The organism is Euzebyales bacterium (assembly GCA_035461305.1).
Lineage (GTDB): Bacteria > Actinomycetota > Nitriliruptoria > Euzebyales > JAHELV01 > JAHELV01.
The window spans coordinates 1-19067 of record DATHVN010000149.1; the positions used below are offsets into that span (position 1 = coordinate 1).

Annotated in this window: 16 protein-coding genes; 4 read left to right on the top strand and 12 right to left on the bottom strand. The window is 72.0% G+C overall.

Features of this window, described 5'->3' with window-relative positions; all coding sequences use genetic code 11:
* Positions 1–173: 173 nt before the first annotated feature.
* Entirely contained in the window at positions 174–1439 is a 1266-nt protein-coding gene (locus tag VK923_13725) for a peptidoglycan-binding protein (GenBank protein HSJ45734.1), read from the bottom strand.
* 205 nt (positions 1440–1644) lie between these two features.
* Here VK923_13725 and surE point away from each other — a divergent pair, with 205 nt between their 5' ends.
* Complete coding sequence (gene surE, locus VK923_13730; protein ID HSJ45735.1) at positions 1645–2448, top strand: 5'/3'-nucleotidase SurE; 804 nt, start codon at positions 1645–1647, stop codon at positions 2446–2448.
* A gap of 351 nt (positions 2449–2799) precedes the next feature.
* On the opposite strand, the gene VK923_13735 is transcribed toward surE, so the two are convergent.
* The 6 genes from VK923_13735 to VK923_13760 all read right to left on the bottom strand — a co-directional run bounded on the left by VK923_13735 (position 2800) and on the right by VK923_13760 (position 9909).
* The gene (locus VK923_13735; GenBank protein HSJ45736.1) at positions 2800–2982 is read right to left on the bottom strand and encodes a hypothetical protein; all 183 of its coding nucleotides are present in this window, start codon (positions 2980–2982) and stop codon (positions 2800–2802) included.
* A 332-nt stretch (positions 2983–3314) separates the two neighbouring features.
* Complete coding sequence (locus VK923_13740; GenBank protein ID HSJ45737.1) at positions 3315–4322, bottom strand: DMT family transporter; 1008 nt, start codon at positions 4320–4322, stop codon at positions 3315–3317.
* A 58-nt stretch (positions 4323–4380) separates the two neighbouring features.
* Positions 4381–4563 (bottom strand): hypothetical protein, encoded by a 183-nt coding sequence (locus VK923_13745; protein HSJ45738.1) that lies wholly within the window; start codon positions 4561–4563, stop codon positions 4381–4383.
* Positions 4564–4738: 175 nt separating this feature from the next.
* Complete coding sequence (locus tag VK923_13750; protein ID HSJ45739.1) at positions 4739–7960, bottom strand: DEAD/DEAH box helicase; 3222 nt, start codon at positions 7958–7960, stop codon at positions 4739–4741.
* A gap of 432 nt (positions 7961–8392) precedes the next feature.
* Positions 8393–9109, bottom strand: a complete 717-nt coding sequence (locus VK923_13755; GenBank protein ID HSJ45740.1) for a class F sortase — start codon at positions 9107–9109, stop codon at positions 8393–8395.
* Positions 9106–9909: a DUF4397 domain-containing protein gene (locus tag VK923_13760; protein ID HSJ45741.1), complete on the bottom strand. Its 804-nt coding sequence runs from the start codon at positions 9907–9909 to the stop codon at positions 9106–9108. Before VK923_13760 ends, VK923_13755 begins: the two co-directional genes overlap by 4 nt.
* A 1012-nt stretch (positions 9910–10921) precedes the next feature.
* Here VK923_13760 and VK923_13765 point away from each other — a divergent pair.
* Both VK923_13765 and VK923_13770 read left to right on the top strand, forming a co-directional pair.
* Complete coding sequence (locus VK923_13765; GenBank protein ID HSJ45742.1) at positions 10922–11503, top strand: histidine phosphatase family protein; 582 nt, start codon at positions 10922–10924, stop codon at positions 11501–11503.
* Between the two features lie 130 nt (positions 11504–11633).
* Entirely contained in the window at positions 11634–12371 is a 738-nt protein-coding gene (locus VK923_13770) for a pirin family protein (protein ID HSJ45743.1), read from the top strand.
* Between the two features lie 12 nt (positions 12372–12383).
* Here the strand turns inward: VK923_13770 and VK923_13775 are convergent, their stop codons facing one another.
* The gene (locus VK923_13775; protein ID HSJ45744.1) at positions 12384–13142 is read right to left on the bottom strand and encodes a DUF72 domain-containing protein; all 759 of its coding nucleotides are present in this window, start codon (positions 13140–13142) and stop codon (positions 12384–12386) included.
* A gap of 233 nt (positions 13143–13375) precedes the next feature.
* Here VK923_13775 and VK923_13780 point away from each other — a divergent pair, with 233 nt between their 5' ends.
* Complete coding sequence (locus tag VK923_13780) at positions 13376–14344, top strand: aldo/keto reductase (GenBank protein ID HSJ45745.1); 969 nt, start codon at positions 13376–13378, stop codon at positions 14342–14344.
* 10 nt (positions 14345–14354) lie between these two features.
* On the opposite strand, the gene VK923_13785 is transcribed toward VK923_13780, so the two are convergent.
* The 4 genes from VK923_13785 to VK923_13800 all read right to left on the bottom strand — a co-directional run bounded on the left by VK923_13785 (position 14355) and on the right by VK923_13800 (position 19057).
* On the bottom strand, positions 14355–15221 hold the full coding sequence (locus VK923_13785; GenBank protein ID HSJ45746.1) for an arginine deiminase family protein: 867 nt from the start codon (positions 15219–15221) through the stop codon (positions 14355–14357).
* 6 nt (positions 15222–15227) lie between these two features.
* Positions 15228–16763, bottom strand: a complete 1536-nt coding sequence (locus VK923_13790; GenBank protein ID HSJ45747.1) for a gamma-glutamyltransferase — start codon at positions 16761–16763, stop codon at positions 15228–15230.
* Positions 16764–16826: 63 nt separating this feature from the next.
* Positions 16827–17750 (bottom strand): pirin family protein, encoded by a 924-nt coding sequence (locus tag VK923_13795; GenBank protein ID HSJ45748.1) that lies wholly within the window; start codon positions 17748–17750, stop codon positions 16827–16829.
* Positions 17751–17785: 35 nt separating this feature from the next.
* Positions 17786–19057, bottom strand: coding sequence for an MFS transporter (locus tag VK923_13800; GenBank protein ID HSJ45749.1), 1272 nt, complete (start codon positions 19055–19057; stop codon positions 17786–17788).
* Between the last annotated feature and the right edge of the window lie 10 nt (positions 19058–19067).

Below are 19067 nucleotides of genomic sequence, written 5' to 3' on the forward strand. Positions count from 1 at the left end.
AGACGGCCTACCGCTGCCGCTACCTGAGGCCACGTCAGACGGCCTACCGCTGCCGCTACCTGAGGCCACGTCAGACGGCCCGCCCACGTGTCGGTCGTCTGGCGGGTCGGGCGCGGACATGGACCCGCGCCCGGCCGCGGATGCGGTCGGACGCGGGTGCGCGACGGGCTCGGTCACGCCCTGATGGCGGCGGCGCGGGTCAGGGCCCTGCGCATCGCACCGCGGGTCGCGCTGGTGACCTCGCCGGTCACCGCGACGCCCTCGGCCCGTTGGAACACGCGGGTCGCGCGCTCGGTGTTGGGACCGAAGATGCCATCGGTCGCAAGCGGTCCGAACGTCGGCGTCGTCGAGCTGGCGAAGTGCCCGTGCTGGACGGTGTTGAGCTGCAGCTGCCAGTCGGCGACGTCGGCGCCGCGGTCACCGCGGTCCAGCCGGCGCACCGTTGCGCCGTGCGCCACGTCGATCGCCAGCCGGGTCGGGTTCGACAGCTCGAGCACGCGGAACCCCGTCCGCGCCGTGAGCCCGGCGCCGAAGGTCGCCAGACCTTCGAACTCACCGCCGTAGCGCACCGTGCGTAGGGTCGGGTACCGCGGCGTCAGCACGGCGTTGTCGAAGGTGCGGGGGAACTCCGCGGCCTCCATGTCGATCGTGCGTGCGGCCATGTCGACCTGCAGCGCCGTCGTGCCACCGGCCGCGATCGGCGCACCTGCGCCGCCGGTCGTCGCCACACCGGTGTAGCGAATGGTGTAGGCGGGGCGTCCGCCGTCGAACTCGAACACGACGCGGTCGAAGCCGTCGTGCCGGCCGACGCGGACGGCGCGCAGCGTCGCCTCGGCACCGGTGCTCCGCTGGATCGTCGCGGTGTTGCGCAGCGAGCCCAGGGTCCTGTTGACGGTGCTCTCGCCGGGGACATCGCGCTGGAGCCAGTTGTAGAACGTCGCCTGGCTGCCGTTGATCGAGTAGCGCGCCCGGAGCACGGTCGGGAACTGCTCGGTCGTCGCATCGAGCTGCGCCAGCAGGCTGGCCGACCCGCATGCGCTCGACGCGTTGGGGATGGCCTGCCGCAGGTCGGCGAAGTCGACGTAGGCCACGCCGTCACGGATCGCGACGGACCGGAGCATGCCCGCGGTCGCGTCGGAGAACATCGTGGCCGTCGCCGGTCGCTCGTCATCGGTCGGGCCGGCGAGCAGCTCGGTGAGCGCGCCGGTCAGCACGGCCGGTGATGCAACCGTCCGTGTATACGGCTCCACGACGTCGCACTCGGTGCCGGCAGGGGTGAAGTAGACCCTGACCTCGGCAGTGTCGGTCGTGGCACCTGCGGCCGTGATCGGAACGACCAGTGCAAGCAAGGTCAGGATGGTCAGCCACACCCGCGCGATGCGCCGGGTTCGCGGGAACCCGACACCACCCGATGGTGCGGTGGGGGTCGAGGTGTTCATTGTGCACGCCTCCGCATGGTGGGGCTGCCGTGGCCGCCCCGCTTCGCACCGGTCCCGCCATCGGTTCCGATGCCGTGTGATCACCATGGGAGATGGGCTTCGCAACGCCTTCGCAGCCCGGTAACCGTTGGGTAACGATCACCACTGCAGCGATCCTGGCGCGCAACTGACCCGCACGCGCGCCTCTGGGAGGATCCGACGTCCGATGCGCCACCTGCTGCTGACCAACGACGACGGTGTCGACTCCCCCGCGCTCCCGCCGTTCGCACGTGCGCTCCGGGACGTCGGTGCGGTCACCGTCGTCGTCCCGGACCGAGAGCGGTCGTGGATCGGCAAGGCCATCTCCCGCAGCCGCGAGATCAACATGACCACGACCGAACGGGAGGGCATCCCGATCATCGCCTGCACCGGCTACCCGGCCGACGCGACGCAGCTCGGTGTCCACATCGTGTGCGATCCACCGCCCGACGTCGTGGTCTCGGGCATCAACCTGGGCCTGAACCACGGCACCGCGTTCCTGCTGTCGTCGGGCACCGTCGGCGCGGCCGTCGAGGGGTGGATCAGCGGGCTGCCGGCGATCGCGTTCTCCACCGGCGTCGATGGTGCGCACTACGCCGCCTGGCGGACGCACGCGCGCTCCCCCGCGGCGACCGACCAGTGGTCGGTGCTGGCGGCGACCTGCGCCGAGATCCTGCGCGACGTGTGGGACGTCCGCATGTGGGACGAGGCGGACGTGGTCACGGTCAACATGCCGTTCGACGCAACGCCGGACACGCCGCGACGTGTCACGAGCATCGCCCGCGTGCGCTACGGCGGGCTGTTCGACGCGGTTGGACCGGACCGCTACCGGCACGCGTTCGTCGACGTGACCGAACCCGACACGCTCGACGGCACGGACGTCGGTGCCTTCCGGGACGGGGTCGTGTCGATCACGCCGGTCCGCATGCCCGAGGCGGTCGCGGTATCCGAGGAGCTGCGCGCTCGCCTCGAGCGGGGCGGGGTGGGGTGAGCAGGCAACTCAGGCGGCGCGGACCCGGCGTCGTCGCTGCACGGGGCGCTGGCCCGCACCCTCGGCGACCTCGGGGGCGGTTGCGGAAGGCCCACATCGCCAGGCGCGCCCGACCGACCGGGTCGTCGTCGATGAACTGCAGGCCCAGCCGCACCCGACCGCCGTCGAGCGGCTCACGTGTGCGCATGAGGCAGGCTTGGCGTCATCGCCGAGCACGAGCTCGAACGGCGCGGCCTGCACGCCGCCGGGGGCCGCCGCGCCGTGCATCTCGACCCGCGCGCCTGTCAGTGACACGTCCAGCACGCGGCAGGGACGCCCGTCGAGCAGCGCCGGACTGTCGAACCGGAAGCGTCAGCTCGCGCGGCGCTCTCCGGCGTAGCGCTGGGCCAGGGTGCGGGTGACGGGCACACCGAGCAGCACGGTGTTGAAGGTGAGCCACAGGGCGGCGGCGTGGACGACGCCGGGCCTGGCGTACCTCACACCGGTCAGTCCGGCGAGGGTGGCGAAGTACCAGCACGCCGCGGCGATGGACATGCCCAACAGCACGACCAGCAGCCGGCGCGTTGGCGCGCCGAACGTCCTGGCGGCCCTTGGGGGTCACGCGGAACGTGGTCGGCGCCGCGTGGAGCAGGCGTGATGTGGCCTGCAGGGTCGGCGTCATGCGCACCAGCTCGAAGACGGTCGCGATCAGGGGCTGGCTGCGACCACGTCCCAACTGGTGCAGCGCGTACTGCTGTAGCACCGACGTCACGCCGAATGCGATCGCGAACGTCCGCAGGTCCGCGGTGATCGGTGAGGCGCCGGTCAGGAGCACCACTATCGGACCCGGCTCGTCTGTGCTCGGATGATCGGACGTGCGAGGAGGGTCAGCGCACGCCGGCGGGCTCGGCCGACAGCGGGGCGTCGCGGCCGACGAGCGCCGGACCGCGTCGCGCGACGCCGACACCGCGATCGCCGCTGCGCGCGAGCAGCGCCATCGCGGTGATCGTCGCGACGAGCACGGCCGCACCGAGCCACTGCGTCGTCGTGAGCGTGGTGCCGAAGACCAGCGCCCCCAGCGCGATCGCCGTCAGCGGGAACGTCAGCTCGGCGATCGTCGCCGCCGACGCCGGCGTGGTGCGCAGGCCGCGGTAGTACAGGAGCAGCGCCGCCAGGCCCGGGATCAGCGCCAGCGCGATGAGCGGCGCGACCTCCGCGCCGGTGATCGCCAAGGCGTCGGGACCGTCCATGCCCATCGCGATCAGAGCGGCGGCGGGCAGGCCGAACACGAAGCGCATGGTCGTCAGCTCGGCGAAGGCGACGCTCGTTGCCAGCCCGCGCCCGAGCACCGTCCCCAGGCCCCACAGGGTCGCCGCGCCCAGAGCCAGTGCTCCCGCCGCGGCGGCCGGGACCGTGACGGCCGTCGGGTCCGTGAAGGTGATCAGCCAGGCGCCGCCCAGTCCGCCGAGCAGGAACCACAGGTACCGCGGAGTCAGCCGCTCGCCGAGCAGCACGTGGGCGCCGGCGACCGCGATGAGCGGCTGCAGCTTCTGCAGCAGCAGCGGCGTCACCGGGTCGCCGAAGCGGAAGGCCGCGGTGAACAGCGTGGTGGCGACGGCCGAGGCGCCGACACCGATCACCGCGACCGCGACGCGGTCACGGACGGGCATCGATCGCCACGCCTGCCACGTGCGGGCGAAGAGCGGGATCAGAAGCACGACGACGATCGCGTGCTCCCAGGCCACGACGGTGGCCGCCGGCAGCTCCAGTGCCAGGCCCTGGCGGAACAGCCCGTCGGTGCCCCACAGCGCAGCCGCCAGGCCGACCAGGACCACACCCGGCATGGTCGCGCCAAACCGCCGCGGCGCCCGCGCGCCAGCCGCCACATCCGTCATGAGGTCGCTCCAGTCACCGTGCTGCCGGCCAGTGCGGATCAGTCGCCGATCGGCCTGCTCACTGCCCGAGCTCGTCGGCCAGGGCCTCAGGGTCGATCAGGCCACCGGCGGCCGCAAGCGCGCCGGCCGTGGTGACCGCCCGGTCGTAGACGGCGGCGAAGTAGTGCTCCGCCGCGTTCTCGTGACCGGGCAGCGGGGGCGGCCCCAACGACCGCGGCACGGCGGCTGGATCGGCGGTCATCCGCACGTCACCAGGTGACGACGGAAGCTTGGCGGGGTCGCCCCAGAAGCTCGGGCCCGCGTGCTGCTGACGCGCCCGGGTGCGCTGCGAAGCACCGCCCGACCGGCTGCGCCGCCGGCTGCTCCGTCCCCTCGCACTCATGATGATGCCTTCTGCTTCTCGGTACGTCGAACGCTCATGATGAACCCCCCACGCTGACCGGCTCGATGTCTGCGTACTCGTCGGTCAGCAGCGCGTCGGTATCGATGCCGAGCGCGCGTCGCAACTGGTCGCTGTCGAGGTCGTCGATCGAGCTCGACTTCGGCAGCGCCAGGTCGGCGATCCGCCGCTTGCCGGCCACAACCTCCTCGACGCGCTCGTCGACGGTTCCGGGGCACACGAGCCGGTGGGCGATGACGGTCTTGTTCTGGCCGATGCGCCACACCCGGTCGCGCGCCTGGTCCTCGACCGCGGGGTTCCACCAGCGGTCGTAGAGCACGACGTGGCTCGCCGACGTCAGGTTCAGACCGGTGCCGCCGGCCTTGAGCGACAGCACCAGCGCGCCCGGACCCGTGCCGTCCTGGAACGCGCGCACCATCTCGTCGCGTGCGGTGCGGGCGAGCCCGCCGTGGTAGCAGGCGATGGGCACACCGGTGTGGGCGCTGAGGTGCCTCGCGAGCTGCTCGCCCCACGTCGCGAAGTGGGTGAACACCAGCATGCGCTCCCCCGCCTCGAAGACGTCGTCGATGATCTCCTCGAGCCGTGCGAGCTTGCCGGACCGCCCGGCCAGCGGGCCGCCGTCGCGGGTGTAGGCCTCGGGGTGGTTGCAGATCTGCTTGAGAGCGGTGATCGCAGCCAGGACCGCGCCCTTGGGCTTGTTGCCGAGCTCGTCGTCGGCGGTCTGCGCCACCAGGTCGTCGAGCACGGCCTGGTACAGCCCGATCTGCTCGGCCGTCATCGGACAGTGGTTGAGCTTGTCGATGCGGTCGGGCAGCTCCGCGGCGATCATCGGCTCGGCCTTGGTACGGCGGAACACCAGGACGCCGTTGAGCGTGCGCAGTGCCGACTCGGCCGTGCTACCGGCCGCGCTCGCCTGGTGCATCTGTGTCACGAAGGTCGCGCGGTCACCCACGAGCCCGGGGTTGACGAAGTCCATCAGCGCCCACAGGTCGCCGAGCCCGTTCTCGATCGGTGTGCCGGTCAGGACGATCCGGTTGTTCGCCTCGAGGCGGCGCAGCTGCTGCGCGGTCACGCTGGTCGGGTTCTTGATGACCTGCGCCTCGTCGAGGATGACCTTGCCCCAGTGGACGTCGGCCAGCCCGTCGATGTCGCGGACCGCGGTCCCGTACGTCGTCACCAGCACGTCGGCCGAGGCCAGCTCGTCGGCGATGTCGCGAGCGTCGGCACGGTCGGCGCCATGGTGGATCACGGTGCGCAGACCGGGGACGAAGCGGTCGGCCTCGACCGCCCAGTTGCCGACCACCGCGCTGGGTGCGATGACCAGCGACGGGCCCTGGTCGCGCTCCTGCCACAGGTGCGCCAGCACCGTCGGCGTCTTGCCGAGGCCCATGTCGAGCGCAAGGCAGCCGCCGAGCCCGGCGTTGTCCAGGAAGTCCAGCCACGCCAGCGCGTTGGCCTGGTAGCCGCGGAGCTCGCCGTTGAACCCCTGCGGACGGGTGGGCGGGTGCTCGGGGATCTCGGCCGCGCTGCGCAACAGGTCCGCGGCCCAGCCCTCACCCGAGACCGAGACCGCTCGACCAAGTGCTGTCCCGTCGAGTCCCAGGGCGTAGCGGAGCATGTCAGCGCCGGTCAGCTGTGTGCGGTTCGCACGCTCGGCGAGGGCCTCAGCCGCGGCCTCGAGGTCCGCGTGGTCGACCTCCACCCACTGGCCGTGCGACCTGACCATCGGCCGGGACTCTGACGCGAGGCGGCGGACGTCCTCGGCGGACAGCTCGACGTCGTCGAACACCGCAGACCAGCGCACGGCGGTCAGCTGCTGGGCGCCGACGGCCGTCTCGCCCTCGACCGACGTGACCCGCAGCGACGGTGTCGCCTTCTTCCTGGCCAGCGGAGGCACACGGACGTCGAATCCCGCGGCGGCGAGCATCGGACCGCGCATGGTCATCAGGTCCCACGCCTCGTCCTGGCTGAGCACGACCTGCCCGCGACGGGCGTCGCGGCTGCGCATGAGCGGCGCGTACAGGCGCTCGAGGCGCTCGAGCTCACGTTTGAGCGTCTCCTTGCGGTTGTGGCTCGCACGCGACATCGCCGCCTCGACGGTCGCGCCGCTGCGTCCGCCGTCCTCGGTGAGGGTGCGCACGAGCCAGGCGTCGCCGTCGTCGGGCGCGTCGAGATGGACGGTGAGGCCGACCTTCGACGCACCCATCGTCCCGGACGCCCATGTGCGCAGGCCCTTGCTGATCTCGATGCCGTGCTGGTGGGGGGCCTCGAACTGGGCGCCGTCGAGCTTGCACAGCAGGGTCTCGGCGACGTCCGAGGCGTTGCGCGGCTGCGGCGGCGGCGACGGGACCTCCACCCGGCTGGCGCCGTCACGACAGATCGCATCGACGAACCCCGCCACGACGGTCTGGGTCACGGCACGCGCGTCGCGCTGACGCTCGAGCACGGCGATGACGCCGGGCATCGCACGGGTCAGCTCGGACAGCTCGTCGTGGTCGATCAGCGCAGGCTCCCAGTGCACGGCGAAGTGCGACCGGTTGCCTGGCGCGTCGCCCACCTTGATCAGCTGCGGCACGGCGCGCCCGCGAGCGACCAGACGCACCGCGAGCGCGGCAGCCAACCCCATCCATGTGACGCTCGCGCCGCGATCACCCTCGTCACCGGAGCCCAGGGACACCAGCCACCCCAGGCTTGTCTGCACGGGGGCGGCCACTGCCTCGGCCGTCCGACCGTCGGGCAGCGTCACGTCGGGGGCGGGCTCCCAGCGATCGGTCGACGCGCCGGCGGAGCGCAGCCGTTCGAGGACCTGTGCGGCCGGCTCGACCTCGGCGTCGTGCCCGGCGGCCCAGGCCACGATCCGACCGCGGTGCCACGACAGCTGCAGCTGCGTGACGCCGGAGTCGGGCACATCGTCGTCGGCGTCGTCCTCGTCGGACCCGGTCGCATCGGTCCGGTCGTCGTTGTCTGAGGGCAGCTCCTCGCCGGTCAGCTCGACGAGTTTGCGTTCGATCCGCTCACGCTCGTCGGAGAAGTCCGCAAGCACGAGTCCCCGTTCCGGCCCTGTCACCGTGCTGCTCACACGGTCGATCGTGGCCAGCACGTCCCGCCGCAGCTCGTGCAGCGCCACGACCCAGGCGTCCTCCTCCGCCTCGAGCATCGCGATCTCGTCGTCGGACGCGACGCCGTCGAGCTCCGCCTGCGCCAGCGCCTTGGCCTGCTGGGGACTGACTGGTCTCATCAGTGTGTCGGTGCTGATTGCTCTCTCGTTTCATGCTCCGTGCCGGGCACTCCGGCACGGCCGCCACTACTACACATCCGCCGATCGGTGCGCGCCCGTGCACACCATCGGCTCGCGGCGCGCTCCATCGCGCCGCACCTCCCAGGGCGCCGACGTGGACGGCATGCGTGCCACCACGTCGGCGGTCACCGTGACCGGGTCCATCGCTCCCGGGACGCGGACGGCGCCACTCGTGTGCCGTTCCGGGTCGACTGCCGACCGGTCCCCGTGGATCTGGTCACAGCACGCGCCGCAAACTCGACATCCGCACCGATGGTGCCCGCGGCTGTGTCCAGCCTACCCCGCACCGCCGCTGTTCGTGTGAACGATGTGCCATGCGTTGGTATTCCCACAACGATGTGCGCCTGCAGGCGCACGTCCGAACGATCGTCCTCAGCCGGTGGGGACCGCCCGTACGACGACGTTGCTGCGGTACGACCGCGCTGCGGCGTCGAACTCCCCACCGCAGGTGATGAGCGTGAGCACAGGAGGGCCCTCGCGCCGGAACAGCTCGTCGATCGGCAGGGCCTCCTTCTCGACCGACGCACGCTCCTCGACCGTGAACGTGCGCGCGCGTCCGCGGTCGAGCTCGACGGTCACCCGGTCACCCCTGTCGAGTTGTGCCAGGTCGAAGAACACGCCGCGCACACCGTTGTAGTCGACGTGGGCGGCGAGCACCGCCGAGCCCTCCTGGCCGGGACTCGGCCCGTACTCGTACCAGGCGACGCTCTGCGCATCCGTGGGCACGTCCATCTCGCCGCTCGCGGCGACGCCGAGCGCCGCGACGGGGGCGTCGATGCCCAGGACTGGGATCCGCACGCGCGTGGGCCTGAGCGCGCCCTCCCGCTCGACGTCCTCGATGCGCGCCGACCGGTGGCCCACGGGGCCGCTGCCGTCGGGGGCCAGCGGCTGCTCGTCCTCCCCCACCGGTGGGGGCGAAGCCTGCGCCGCGATGATCTCGCGCATCGTGCGCTCGGACTCCGTGGCCGGTGCCGACGAGGCAGACGCCACCGGGGACGCCGCGTCCTGTGCACCGGAACCGCAACCTCCGGCGAGCAGGGCGATCGTCGTCAGCGCCGCGACGGTCGCGGCGCCGCGACGTCGTGTCACCCGCGTGCTGAGACCCTTCCGCGTCGCAGGCCCACGAGCAGGGCGGCACCGGACAGCGCAAGCAGCGCCAGGGGCAGCTCGGGAGTGCCCGTCTCGGAGGTGGCGGCCAGGCCGCTGTTGCCGGTCGGCACACCCGCCGGGTCGGACTCGAGCCCGTCGACCGTCTGGGTCAACAGGCCCAGCGTGTTCTCCTTCGCGCTGCCGACCAGGTAGACGACCCGCGCGCTGCCCTCGGGCACGGGCACGCTGGAGGACTTGGACAGCCCGTCCGCGCTGTTGACCGCAACCGTGTGCTCACCAGGGTCGACCGACTCGGACACTTCGGACGCGGGGGTCAGTGGCTTGTCGAACGTCATGTCGTCCAACGAGAACTCGACCTTTCCCGTAGCGGCCGCGTGCCGCGCGACCAGCCTGCCCGACCCCGCGGCGACCATGTCACCCACGTCGTCGTACAGCGTGATCGTGCAGTCCTCGACCCCCGTCCAGTGGGCGATCGCGGTCAGCTTGGCGCCGGCGGGGACGTCGAAGGTCTTGGTGACCGCAGGCTTGGCGTCGGCGGGTGCGTCGGCCTCGCGCAGGTCGATGCGGTGCTCCCCGGGATCGAGGTTCATCGGTTCGGTCACCCGCTCCGGTGCGAAGCCCTTCAGGATCAACTCGTCGTCGAGGTAGACGTCGGTGAAGAACCCACGGATGCCGTGGACGAACGTCACCTCGGACGCGTCGCCCTCGGCTGCGTGCGCCGGCACCGCAAGCACCAGCACAGCCACCATCGCCAACGCGGAAACTACAGACCTGACCATAGACCTGACCATATGTGCTCCCAAGACTCAAGAAGTGACCCGCTCATCGCGCTGGCGGCGACACAGCGCGCCCTTCCCGCCCTCCATGGAGTGATCGTCCCGCTCCAACGCGGCTTCAGAGTAGCCGCCATGCGCCCAGCGGACGAGTCGGTCACCGGCGGGTGAACGGGAATTCAACCGAGACCTGTACGGTCGGCCATGTCGTTCGACGCGGTAGCCGCCAATGTCGGGCTTCCCGACCTCCCCGAAGCCGGTCAGCCCGCGCGGTCGACCATCGCCTGGCGCCGCTCGACGAGGTCGAGCATCCGCTCCTGCGGACGCCGCGCGAAGCGCAGCTGGAGCGGCTCGGCCTCCATGTGCCCAGCGAGGGTGACGAAGCGTAAAGCTGGTCGAAGTTCGGTCGATCACGCGGACCGGACCGTCCCACGGGCCCGGCGGGCGGACCACGAACTCGGTGCCCACCTGCAGGGTCCGCGAGCGCTCGTCTTCGCCGGTCTCGACGCTCGAAACCTCGCCGGGCGCTGCGGCGTTGGGGTCCGCCGCCAGCGCGGCGATCAGCTCGCCCGGGTCCATCGCCGCGTCTGTGAAGTCGATCCAGAAGTGACGGTGGTACAGCGCGCCGAGGCCGTCGCGCACACGCTGCACGGTTGCCGGATCACGTTGGCCGACAGCGGCCGCGAGGTGTCCCGGCTGCGTGCTGCGGGCGGGCTCACCCGCTCCGACGTCTGGCTCCGGACGGTCGCTGACATCCTCGACGTCCCGCTGAGGTGTCCGCCGTGTCGGAGGCTGTGGCGTTCGGCGCCGCACTGGTCGGGATGACGGCGCTCGGGCTGCTCTTCGACGAGGCTCCGGGACTGGTCAGCGTCACAACCTCCTGCGATCCTGACCTCGACACCGTGCGCTCCACGACGCAGCCCACGACCGCTACGTCGACCTCGTCGACGTGCTGGCAGGGCCGTTCAACCCGCCTGGCCGCGATCAGGGAGGAGAGGCGCCGGCGAGGAGGTTGGGCATGGACCACGCGAGCCAACGGATCACCGTCGTCCGTCATGGCGAGACCGAGTGGAGCGCCGCGGGGCGGCACACGGGGCGCACCGACATCGCACTGACCAGCACCGGGATGGACAGCGCCCGCCGCACCGGCCGGTGGTTGACGGCCGGCACGTACGATCGTGTCTGGACCAGCCCGCTGCGCCGCGCCGCCGACACCTGCGCGCTCGCCGGGTACGGCGGTGAAGCCGAGGTCCACGAGCCGCTCATGGAGTGGGACTACGGCGACTACGAGGGCCTGACCCGCGACGAGATCCTGGCGTACACGCCGAACTGGCTCGTGTGGACCCACGGCGCCCCCGGCGGGGAGTCGGTCGCGTCGATGCAGCGCCGCGTCGACGACTCGATCGCACAACTGCTCGAACTGCCGGGCCACACGCTGCTGTTCGCCCACGGGCACCTGCTGCGTGCCCTCGCCGCCGCGTGGGTCGAACTGCCGATCACCGAGGGGCGGCGGCTGCTGCTCGACACGGCCGCGGTCGGCACGCTCGGCTGGTACCACGACCGTCGGGCGCTCGCCCGGTGGAACGTCCTGCCCGGGTGATCCGCCGCATGCGCGGACCCATCGCCGGCCGGGGACGTCCCCGCCGGACGTCGCGACGTCCCGTCGGTGCGGGTCGCCGCACCGGCACGTACCGTCTGGGTCAGGACAGACGGCGTGCTGGGAGGCACCGATGTTGACGATCCGACGTGCCGACGAGATCTTCGAGACCGATGGTGGGTGGTTCACGGCCCGGTGGCACTTCAGCTTCGACCACTACCACGATCCGCAGCAGATGGGTGTCGGGGCGCTCCGCGTCTTCAACGACGACGCGATCATCGCCGGCGCCGAGTGGCCGATGCATCCACACCGCGACATCGAGTCGCTCACCTACGTCGTCGAGGGGTCGTTCGCGCACGCCGACTCCCTCGGCAACGACGGGGTCTTCGCGCCCGGCGCCGCCCAGGTCATGACGTTCTCGAGCCATGGCGCGCTGCACTCGGAGCGCAACGGCTCCGAGGACGAGCCGCTGCGCTTCATCCAGTTCTGGATCCTGCCGTCACAGGAGGGCCTGGCCGACGGGGTCCAGCAGCGGCAGTACACGATCGAGGACCGCACGGACCGCTGGCTGACCATCATGAGCCCGGAGGACGAGCCGGGCCTCGACCTCCACCAGGACGCCCGGGCACTGGTCACGCGCCTGGAGCCGGGGGCGGACCTGTCCCACGACGTCGTCCAGGGCCGCGGGGCCTACCTCTACGTCATCGACGGAGCGGCGACACTCAACGACGACACGATCAAGACGGGTGACGCCGTGAAGATCCACGGCGTCGAACGCCTCGAGATCGCAGGGCAGGAGGCGACCGAGCTGATCCTCGTCGACGTCCCACTCAACTTCGTGCCGGTCGGCGTGTGGCGCGGCCGCGTCTGACCAGGTCACCGGTCAGGGCCACGGCTCCGGGGCGTCACCGAGCAGGTCGATCAGCATCGCGGCGTTGCGTGGTGCGTTGGCCGCGTGGTCGTTGTTGAAGTAGACCCAGCCGTCGCGTCCGTCGGTCGCCGCGGCCCGAAGCCGTTCCACCCAGGGGGCCAACTCCGCCGCGGTGTAGTCCCAGCGGTAGCGCCGGTCGGGATCGTCGTCGAGGCCGTGCAGGCGCAGGTAGACGAAGTCGGCGGTCACCGGCGCCGTGTCGGGCAGCTGGCGGTCCGACAGCCAGACCCAGGCCACGCCCTGCTCCGCCAGCGCTGCCTCGACCTCTTCGACGTACCACGAGGAGTGCCGGAACTCGACGGCGTGCCCGGGACCCGCGGGAAGCGCGTCCAGAAAGCGGTCGAGACGGTCGACGTCCGCGTGGAGGTTCGGCGGCAGCTGCCACAGCCAGACACCGTGGAACGCCTTGAGCGGCGACATCCGCTCGGTGATCGTCGCGACGGGTCCGGCCGGGTCGTTCAACTTCCTGATGTGGGTCAGGTACCGGCTGCCCTTGACCGCGTAGCGGAACCGGTCGGGCGCCACGTCGTGCCAGCGCTCGACCGTCGTGGGCGCCGGCAGCCGGTAGAACGTCGCGTTGATCTCCACGGTCGGGAAGCGCTCCGCGTAGTACGCGAACCACCGGCGCTTGGGCACGCCGTCCGGGTAGAACCGGCCACGCCAGTCGTCGTACTGCCAGCCGCTCGTGCCGACCCGTACGGTGCCCCTCACGGCCGGGTCACCCCAATGCCGTCCATGCGGCGGACCGTACCCGCCGGCCACGGCATGCACCCGAGGCGAGGGACGCGGCCAACGCACGGAGGACACCTTCGGTGCACGAGCGACGTCCTCGGGCGTGTCATTCGGCGTCCAATGATGTCCCTCAGCGCCCAGCGATGTGCGTCGGATCGAGGGCAGGGGCGCTGGGTACCAGTGACCCGACGGACGGCGAGAGGACATCGGACATGGAGCACGTGCGGCTCGGCAGCACCGGCATGCAGGTGTCGCGGATCTGCCTGGGCATGATGACCTACGGCGACCCTGACTGGCGCGACTGGACGCTCGGGCTGGAAGAGGCCGAACCCTTCGTCGAGCGTGCGCTGGCGCTGGGGATCAACTTCTTCGACACCGCGGACATGTACTCGCGTGGGGTCAGCGAACAGGTGACCGGCGAACTGCTGTCGCGGCACGCCGAACGCGAGGACGTGGTGATCGCCACCAAGGTCTACTTCACGTGGGACGAGACGAAGCCGAACTCCGGCGGTCTGTCGCGCAAGCACATCATGGGCGCCATCGATGGATCGCTGGAGCGCCTCGGCACCGAGTACGTGGACCTGTACCAGATCCACCGCTGGGACCCGGACACCCCCATCGAGGAGACGATGGAAGCGCTCCACGACGTCGTCAAGGCCGGCAAGGCTCGCTACATCGGCGCATCGAGCATGTGGGCCTGGCAGTTCGCTAAGGCCCGGCACGTCGCGGCGGTCAACGGCTGGACGCCGTTCGTCAGCATGCAGGACCACTACAATCTGCTGTACCGCGAGGAGGAGCGCGAGATGCTGCCGCTGTGCGCCGACCTGGGCGTCGGCGTCCTGCCGTGGAGCCCCCTGGCCCGTGGGCTGCTCGCGGCCGGCACACGCCGCTCGACCACCCGCTCGGCCTCGGACACCTACGCCGACCGGCTCTACGGCGACGCCTCCGACGCGACCATCGACGCCGCGGCCGACGTCGCCGACGAGATCGGCGCGACACCGGCGCAGGTGGCGCTCGCGTGGCTGCTGCACCAGCCGGTCGTGACAGCACCGATCATCGGCGCCAGCCGCCTCGACCACCTCGAGCAGGCCGCCGCCTCGGTCGAGGTCACGCTGACCGACGACCAGATCGACCGACTGGGAGCGCACTACACCCCGCGACCCGTGCTCGAGTTCGGCTGACCAGCCCCGATCAGGATCGATGGAGCGGCCGGGTCAAGCACGTCGGCCCGCCGCTGCCGTTCCAACAGATCTCGGTCCCCGGGAACGTGTGGACCACGACGCCGTGGCCCGAGAGCAGCGCCGCGGTCGTCGGGTCGCCCTCGCACATGACGGCGACGCCCGGCCGGACGGCCAGCACGTTGCACGCCAGCGTCGGGACCTCCTCGGCGGGCACCGGCACGAGCGTGATCCCCATGTCCTCGAGCAGCCGGTACAGGCCCGAGGGCAGGCGCGCCAGCTCGACGACCGCGATCTCGTCGGTCACCGGCGAGATGACGCTGAGCAGGTGCAGGCACTCGTGCTCGCCGGCGCCATGGGGCACGTCGAAGGTGTGGACGCGCGCGTCGAGCAGCGCCGTGAGCTGGTCGATGCCGGACTGGTTGGTCCGCAGCGACCTGCCGATGCACACGATGTCCGGTCGCAGCCAGCACACGTCGCCGCCGTCGACGGTGCCGGGCGGCTCGATGTGCCCGAGGATCGGGATGCCGTGCACAGCGAACCAGGCCGCCTGGAGATCCTCCTCGCTACGCCGCGTCCGCTTGCCCGACCGCAGCAGGACGGCCCCTCGGTCGGTCACGAGCGACGGGTCGAACTGGTAGACCAGATCAGGGCTTGTCGACTCCGCCCCGAGCTCGTGCACCGTGACACCGAGTCCGGACAGCAGTGCCACGAACCGGCCATGCTCACGACGGGCGGTCGTCAGCGAGACCGGGTGACGGTACCCGTGCACCGGTTCGTCGTGCGCGGCCGCGAACGCCGCACCGGGCGTCTTGACCAGCACGTGGTGCAGCGGTGCCACCATCGACTGGGCGCCGTACGGCACCGGTGAGGCGGTCACGTGGCTTCAACCCTCGGCGACGGCGACCGCGCCGCCGCGGCGGTGGTCCGAGGCCACGTCCACCCCGGTCGCGGGGTCCCATCGCGCAGCGGCCACACCACCAAAGAACATGTGCGAGGCGTCGAACGCGCGGACGGCGTAGCCCGCCGGGTGACCGATCGGCACGTCGGGCTCGTGGGAGATCGTGCGGTGATCGTCCACGGACTCGACGTGCAGCCGGTGCCGCTGGACCGCCTCGTCGAGGCCCGCACCGAGGTCGAGATGGTGGTACAGCACCTGTGCCACCGCCGTCGCGATGCGGCCGGCGCCGGGTGAGCCGATCGCCAGCACCGCCCCGTCGGGGCCACGGGCGACCGACGGCGCCATGTTCGATGCCAGCCGCGAGCCCGGGGGGAGGCCGGCGATGCCCGTCGGGTGCAGGTCGAACTCGCCGAGCGAGTTGTTCAGCCACATGCCGACGTGCGGCACCAGCACGCCTGACCCGTAGCCGCCCGATGCCGTGATCGAGGCTGCCCAGCCGTTGCTGTCAACGGTGGAGATGTGCACCGTCGACGGGGCGCCGAGCAGCACCGCGAGGTCACGGTCCCGCGCGGTGGCCAGCAGCGCCGCCGCCGCATCGACCGCTTCCGCGCCCACCCCGGCGCCATCGAGGCGGGATGCGCGGAACGAGAGCACCGCATCCTGGATCCGCGCGAGCGTCTGGGCGGCCGTGGCGTCCCACGTCGCACCGGTGCCCTCTCGGAGCAGCAACAGCATCGCTGCGACGCAGACACCGCCGATCGCCGGCGACGGGTTGGTGGCAACCGTCCAGCCGTCGATCTGGACCGTGAGCGCGGCACGATCGAGCGGCTGGTAGGCGGCCAAGTCCCGCGCGGTCAGCAGGCCGCCGTGCTCGTGGACGAACGAGCCGATGGCTGCACCGAGCGACCCCGCATAGCAGGCCCCTGCTCCGTCGGCGGCGATCGTGCGGAGCGTGTCGGCGAGGCACGGCACGTGCAGCACGTGCCCCTCGTCGAGGGGCACACCGTCGTCGTCCGCGAGGAGTCGGGCGCTCTCGGGCTGCCAGCCGTAGATGGCCGGAAAGGTCGAACGGAGGAAGACCGCCGCCCCCCGCGAGACGGGGAACCCTGAGTCCGCCCAGCCGATCACCGGCTCGAGCACCCGGTCCCAGGGCAGCCGGCCGTAGCGGTCCGACGCCTCCCCGAGTGCCGCGAACGCTCCGGGTGTGGCGACCGATCCGTAGCCGACGCCCTGTGCGACGATGCCGCCGTAGTCGAACTCGACCGCCTCGATGCCGTCACCGAGCCGCACCTGCCCGTCTCCGCGCGGGATCTCGGCGTAGCCGTCGATCACGACGGGATCGCCGTCAGGCGGCCAGACTGTCACGAACCCGCTGCCTCCGGCGCACATGATGCCCGGCTCGGTGCACAGCGACGTCGCCGCTGCCGCCAACGCCGCATCGACAGCGTTGCCGCCGTCGGCCATCGCGACGCCTGCATCGGCGGCGATCCGGCTGGGCGCGGCTACTCCGATCGTCGTCACGCCACGTGCTCCTCCCCGTCCAGGGGACGGCCCCGCGACGTGTGCGCGGGCCGGCGACCCCAGTCAGCTGTCCAGGTGCCAGGGTGGGGCCGGCGCCTCCATGCGGTCCAGGCGGGACGGGACCGGACCGAACCGGTCCTCATCGTGGTCCGCCCACGCCCGCCACGCCGCGGTGAGCTCAGCGCGGTCACGCCCGACGAAGTTCCACCACATGACGACCTGCTCGCCCAGCGGCTCACCCCCGAGGACCATGAAGCGTGCGCCCTCGCCGGCCACCTCGACGGGCAGGCGGCGCCGGCCGGGTGGCACCAGCGCGAGCCAGCCGTGCTCGACGATGTCGACGCCCACCTTCACGCGACCGTCCAGCGGCACGACTGCGTACTCGAAGCCCTCGACCGCCGGGATCTGCGTGGTGCCCGCGCGCAGCGTGACGTCGGCGCCGACCAGCGGGGTGTCGGCCCGGGCCGGCGAGGTCGCGTGACCGAGCGACCCCACGAGCACGGATGCCTCGCCCGTGCCCAGGTCGACGCGGGGCAGGTCGGCGTGGTGCTCGAACGCCGACGCACCGTGGCGGGTGTGCTCGGGCTGTGCGATCCACATCTGGACGCCACGCAGCGGCGCAGGCGCACCGAGCTCGGCGTGGGCGACCCCGTGTCCCGCGGTCATCAGGTTCAGCTGACCTGGTCGGATGACCTGCTCGGTGCCCAGCGAATCGCTGTGCACCGCCTCGCCGTCGAGCAGCCAGGTAACGGTCGCGAGCCCGATGTGCGGGTGCGGACCGATCTCCATCGGATCGGGATCGAGGCCGTCCGCGGGCAGGATCAGGTCGGTGAAGCACCACGCACCGACAGTGCGCCGACCCTTGGTCGGCAGCACCCGGGCGATCCGCATCCCGCCGACCGACGCCCGCCGGCCCTCGCGGACCTCGATGCCGGCCAGGTCCTCGTCCTGGCAGGCCGCGTCCTTCGGCTCGACCGGACCGCTCATGGTGCCTCCTCGCCGCCGTCGTGGAAGGCTCCAGTCTACGGAGCGACGTCTGCCACGGTCGGGATCGCCGGATCGGCCACGACCGGGTCGTGGGGGTAGCCGACGCCGGTCGGGATGCCGCGTGCCCGCCGCCGGACGATGGCCGCGACGACGGCGAGCGTCAGGGCGAGCGGCACCAGGGCGATGGCGAGGATGAACGTGCCGGGACGCACGAGGTCGAGCGCGACGCCGGCCACGGCCTGACCGGACCCTGCGCCAATGAGGATCATCGCCGGGTACAGCGCGAACCCCTCGGCCTGGCGTGGCTCGGCCACGATGCGCTGGATCGCCAGGCCCGCGAGCGCGTTCAGCGGGGCGATCGGCATCCCGACGACGAACAGGGCGACCGCGAGCAGCGCCACGCTGCCGGCGACCGCCGTCGGGACGAAGCTCAGCGCGAACACCGCGAGCAGCGCGGCCGCCAGCGCGCGGCCGCGGCGCAGCGGATCGCGCAAGCTGGCGACCGCGAGGCCGGCCAGGCCGCTGCCGAGGGCCGTCAGGGCGAGGAGCGGCCCGGCCGACGCCGGCTCCCAGCCGAACGCGTCCAGGCGCGCTGGCATCGACGCCTCCCACGCTCCGAGCGCCAGGCCCGGCCCGAACGCCAGCAGGTAGATGCTGCGTGCTCCACGGGTCCGCAGGGGCGCTGCGCCCGCCAGGTCCAGGTCGAGCGCAGGCGGGCGGATCGGCAGGCCACCGAGCAGCAGCGCCGCGGTTGCGAACGCCGCAGCCTGCAGGACGAGCACGCCGATCGGTCCGACCACCAGCGCGGCGGCGCCGGCCACCGCCGGTCCGGCCACGAACGCGACCTCGACGAAGACCGCATCCAGTGCGTTGGCGGGCTCGATCTGCTCGGCGCTCACGGTCGGCACGAGCAGTGCACGGAACCCGCCGAGCACGGCGGCGGACGCCGCACCCTCGGCGGCGGCGAGCACGCCGAGCACCCAGACGGGCGCACCGGTCGACGCCGCTGCCGCCAGGCCGAGCATCCCGGCGCCGGCCAGGAGCAGGTCGCGCCGCAGGCCTCCCCGCAGCTCGACGCGGTCGAGCTGGCGGCCGCGCGGTTGGGCGAGCAGGCCGCTGGTCAGCGTCAGGATGCCCGCGAGCGTCGCACCGGTCGCCAGGTCACCGGTGACGACCTCGCCGACCAGGACGAGCGCGAGGAGGTTCATGGTCAACGGCAGGCGTGCGAACAGGTTCGCGACGGCCCACCGCCGGAATAGGGGCTCAGACAACAGTGCGCGCAGCGGCGCCTCGGAAACGATGTCCACCGGCCTCACG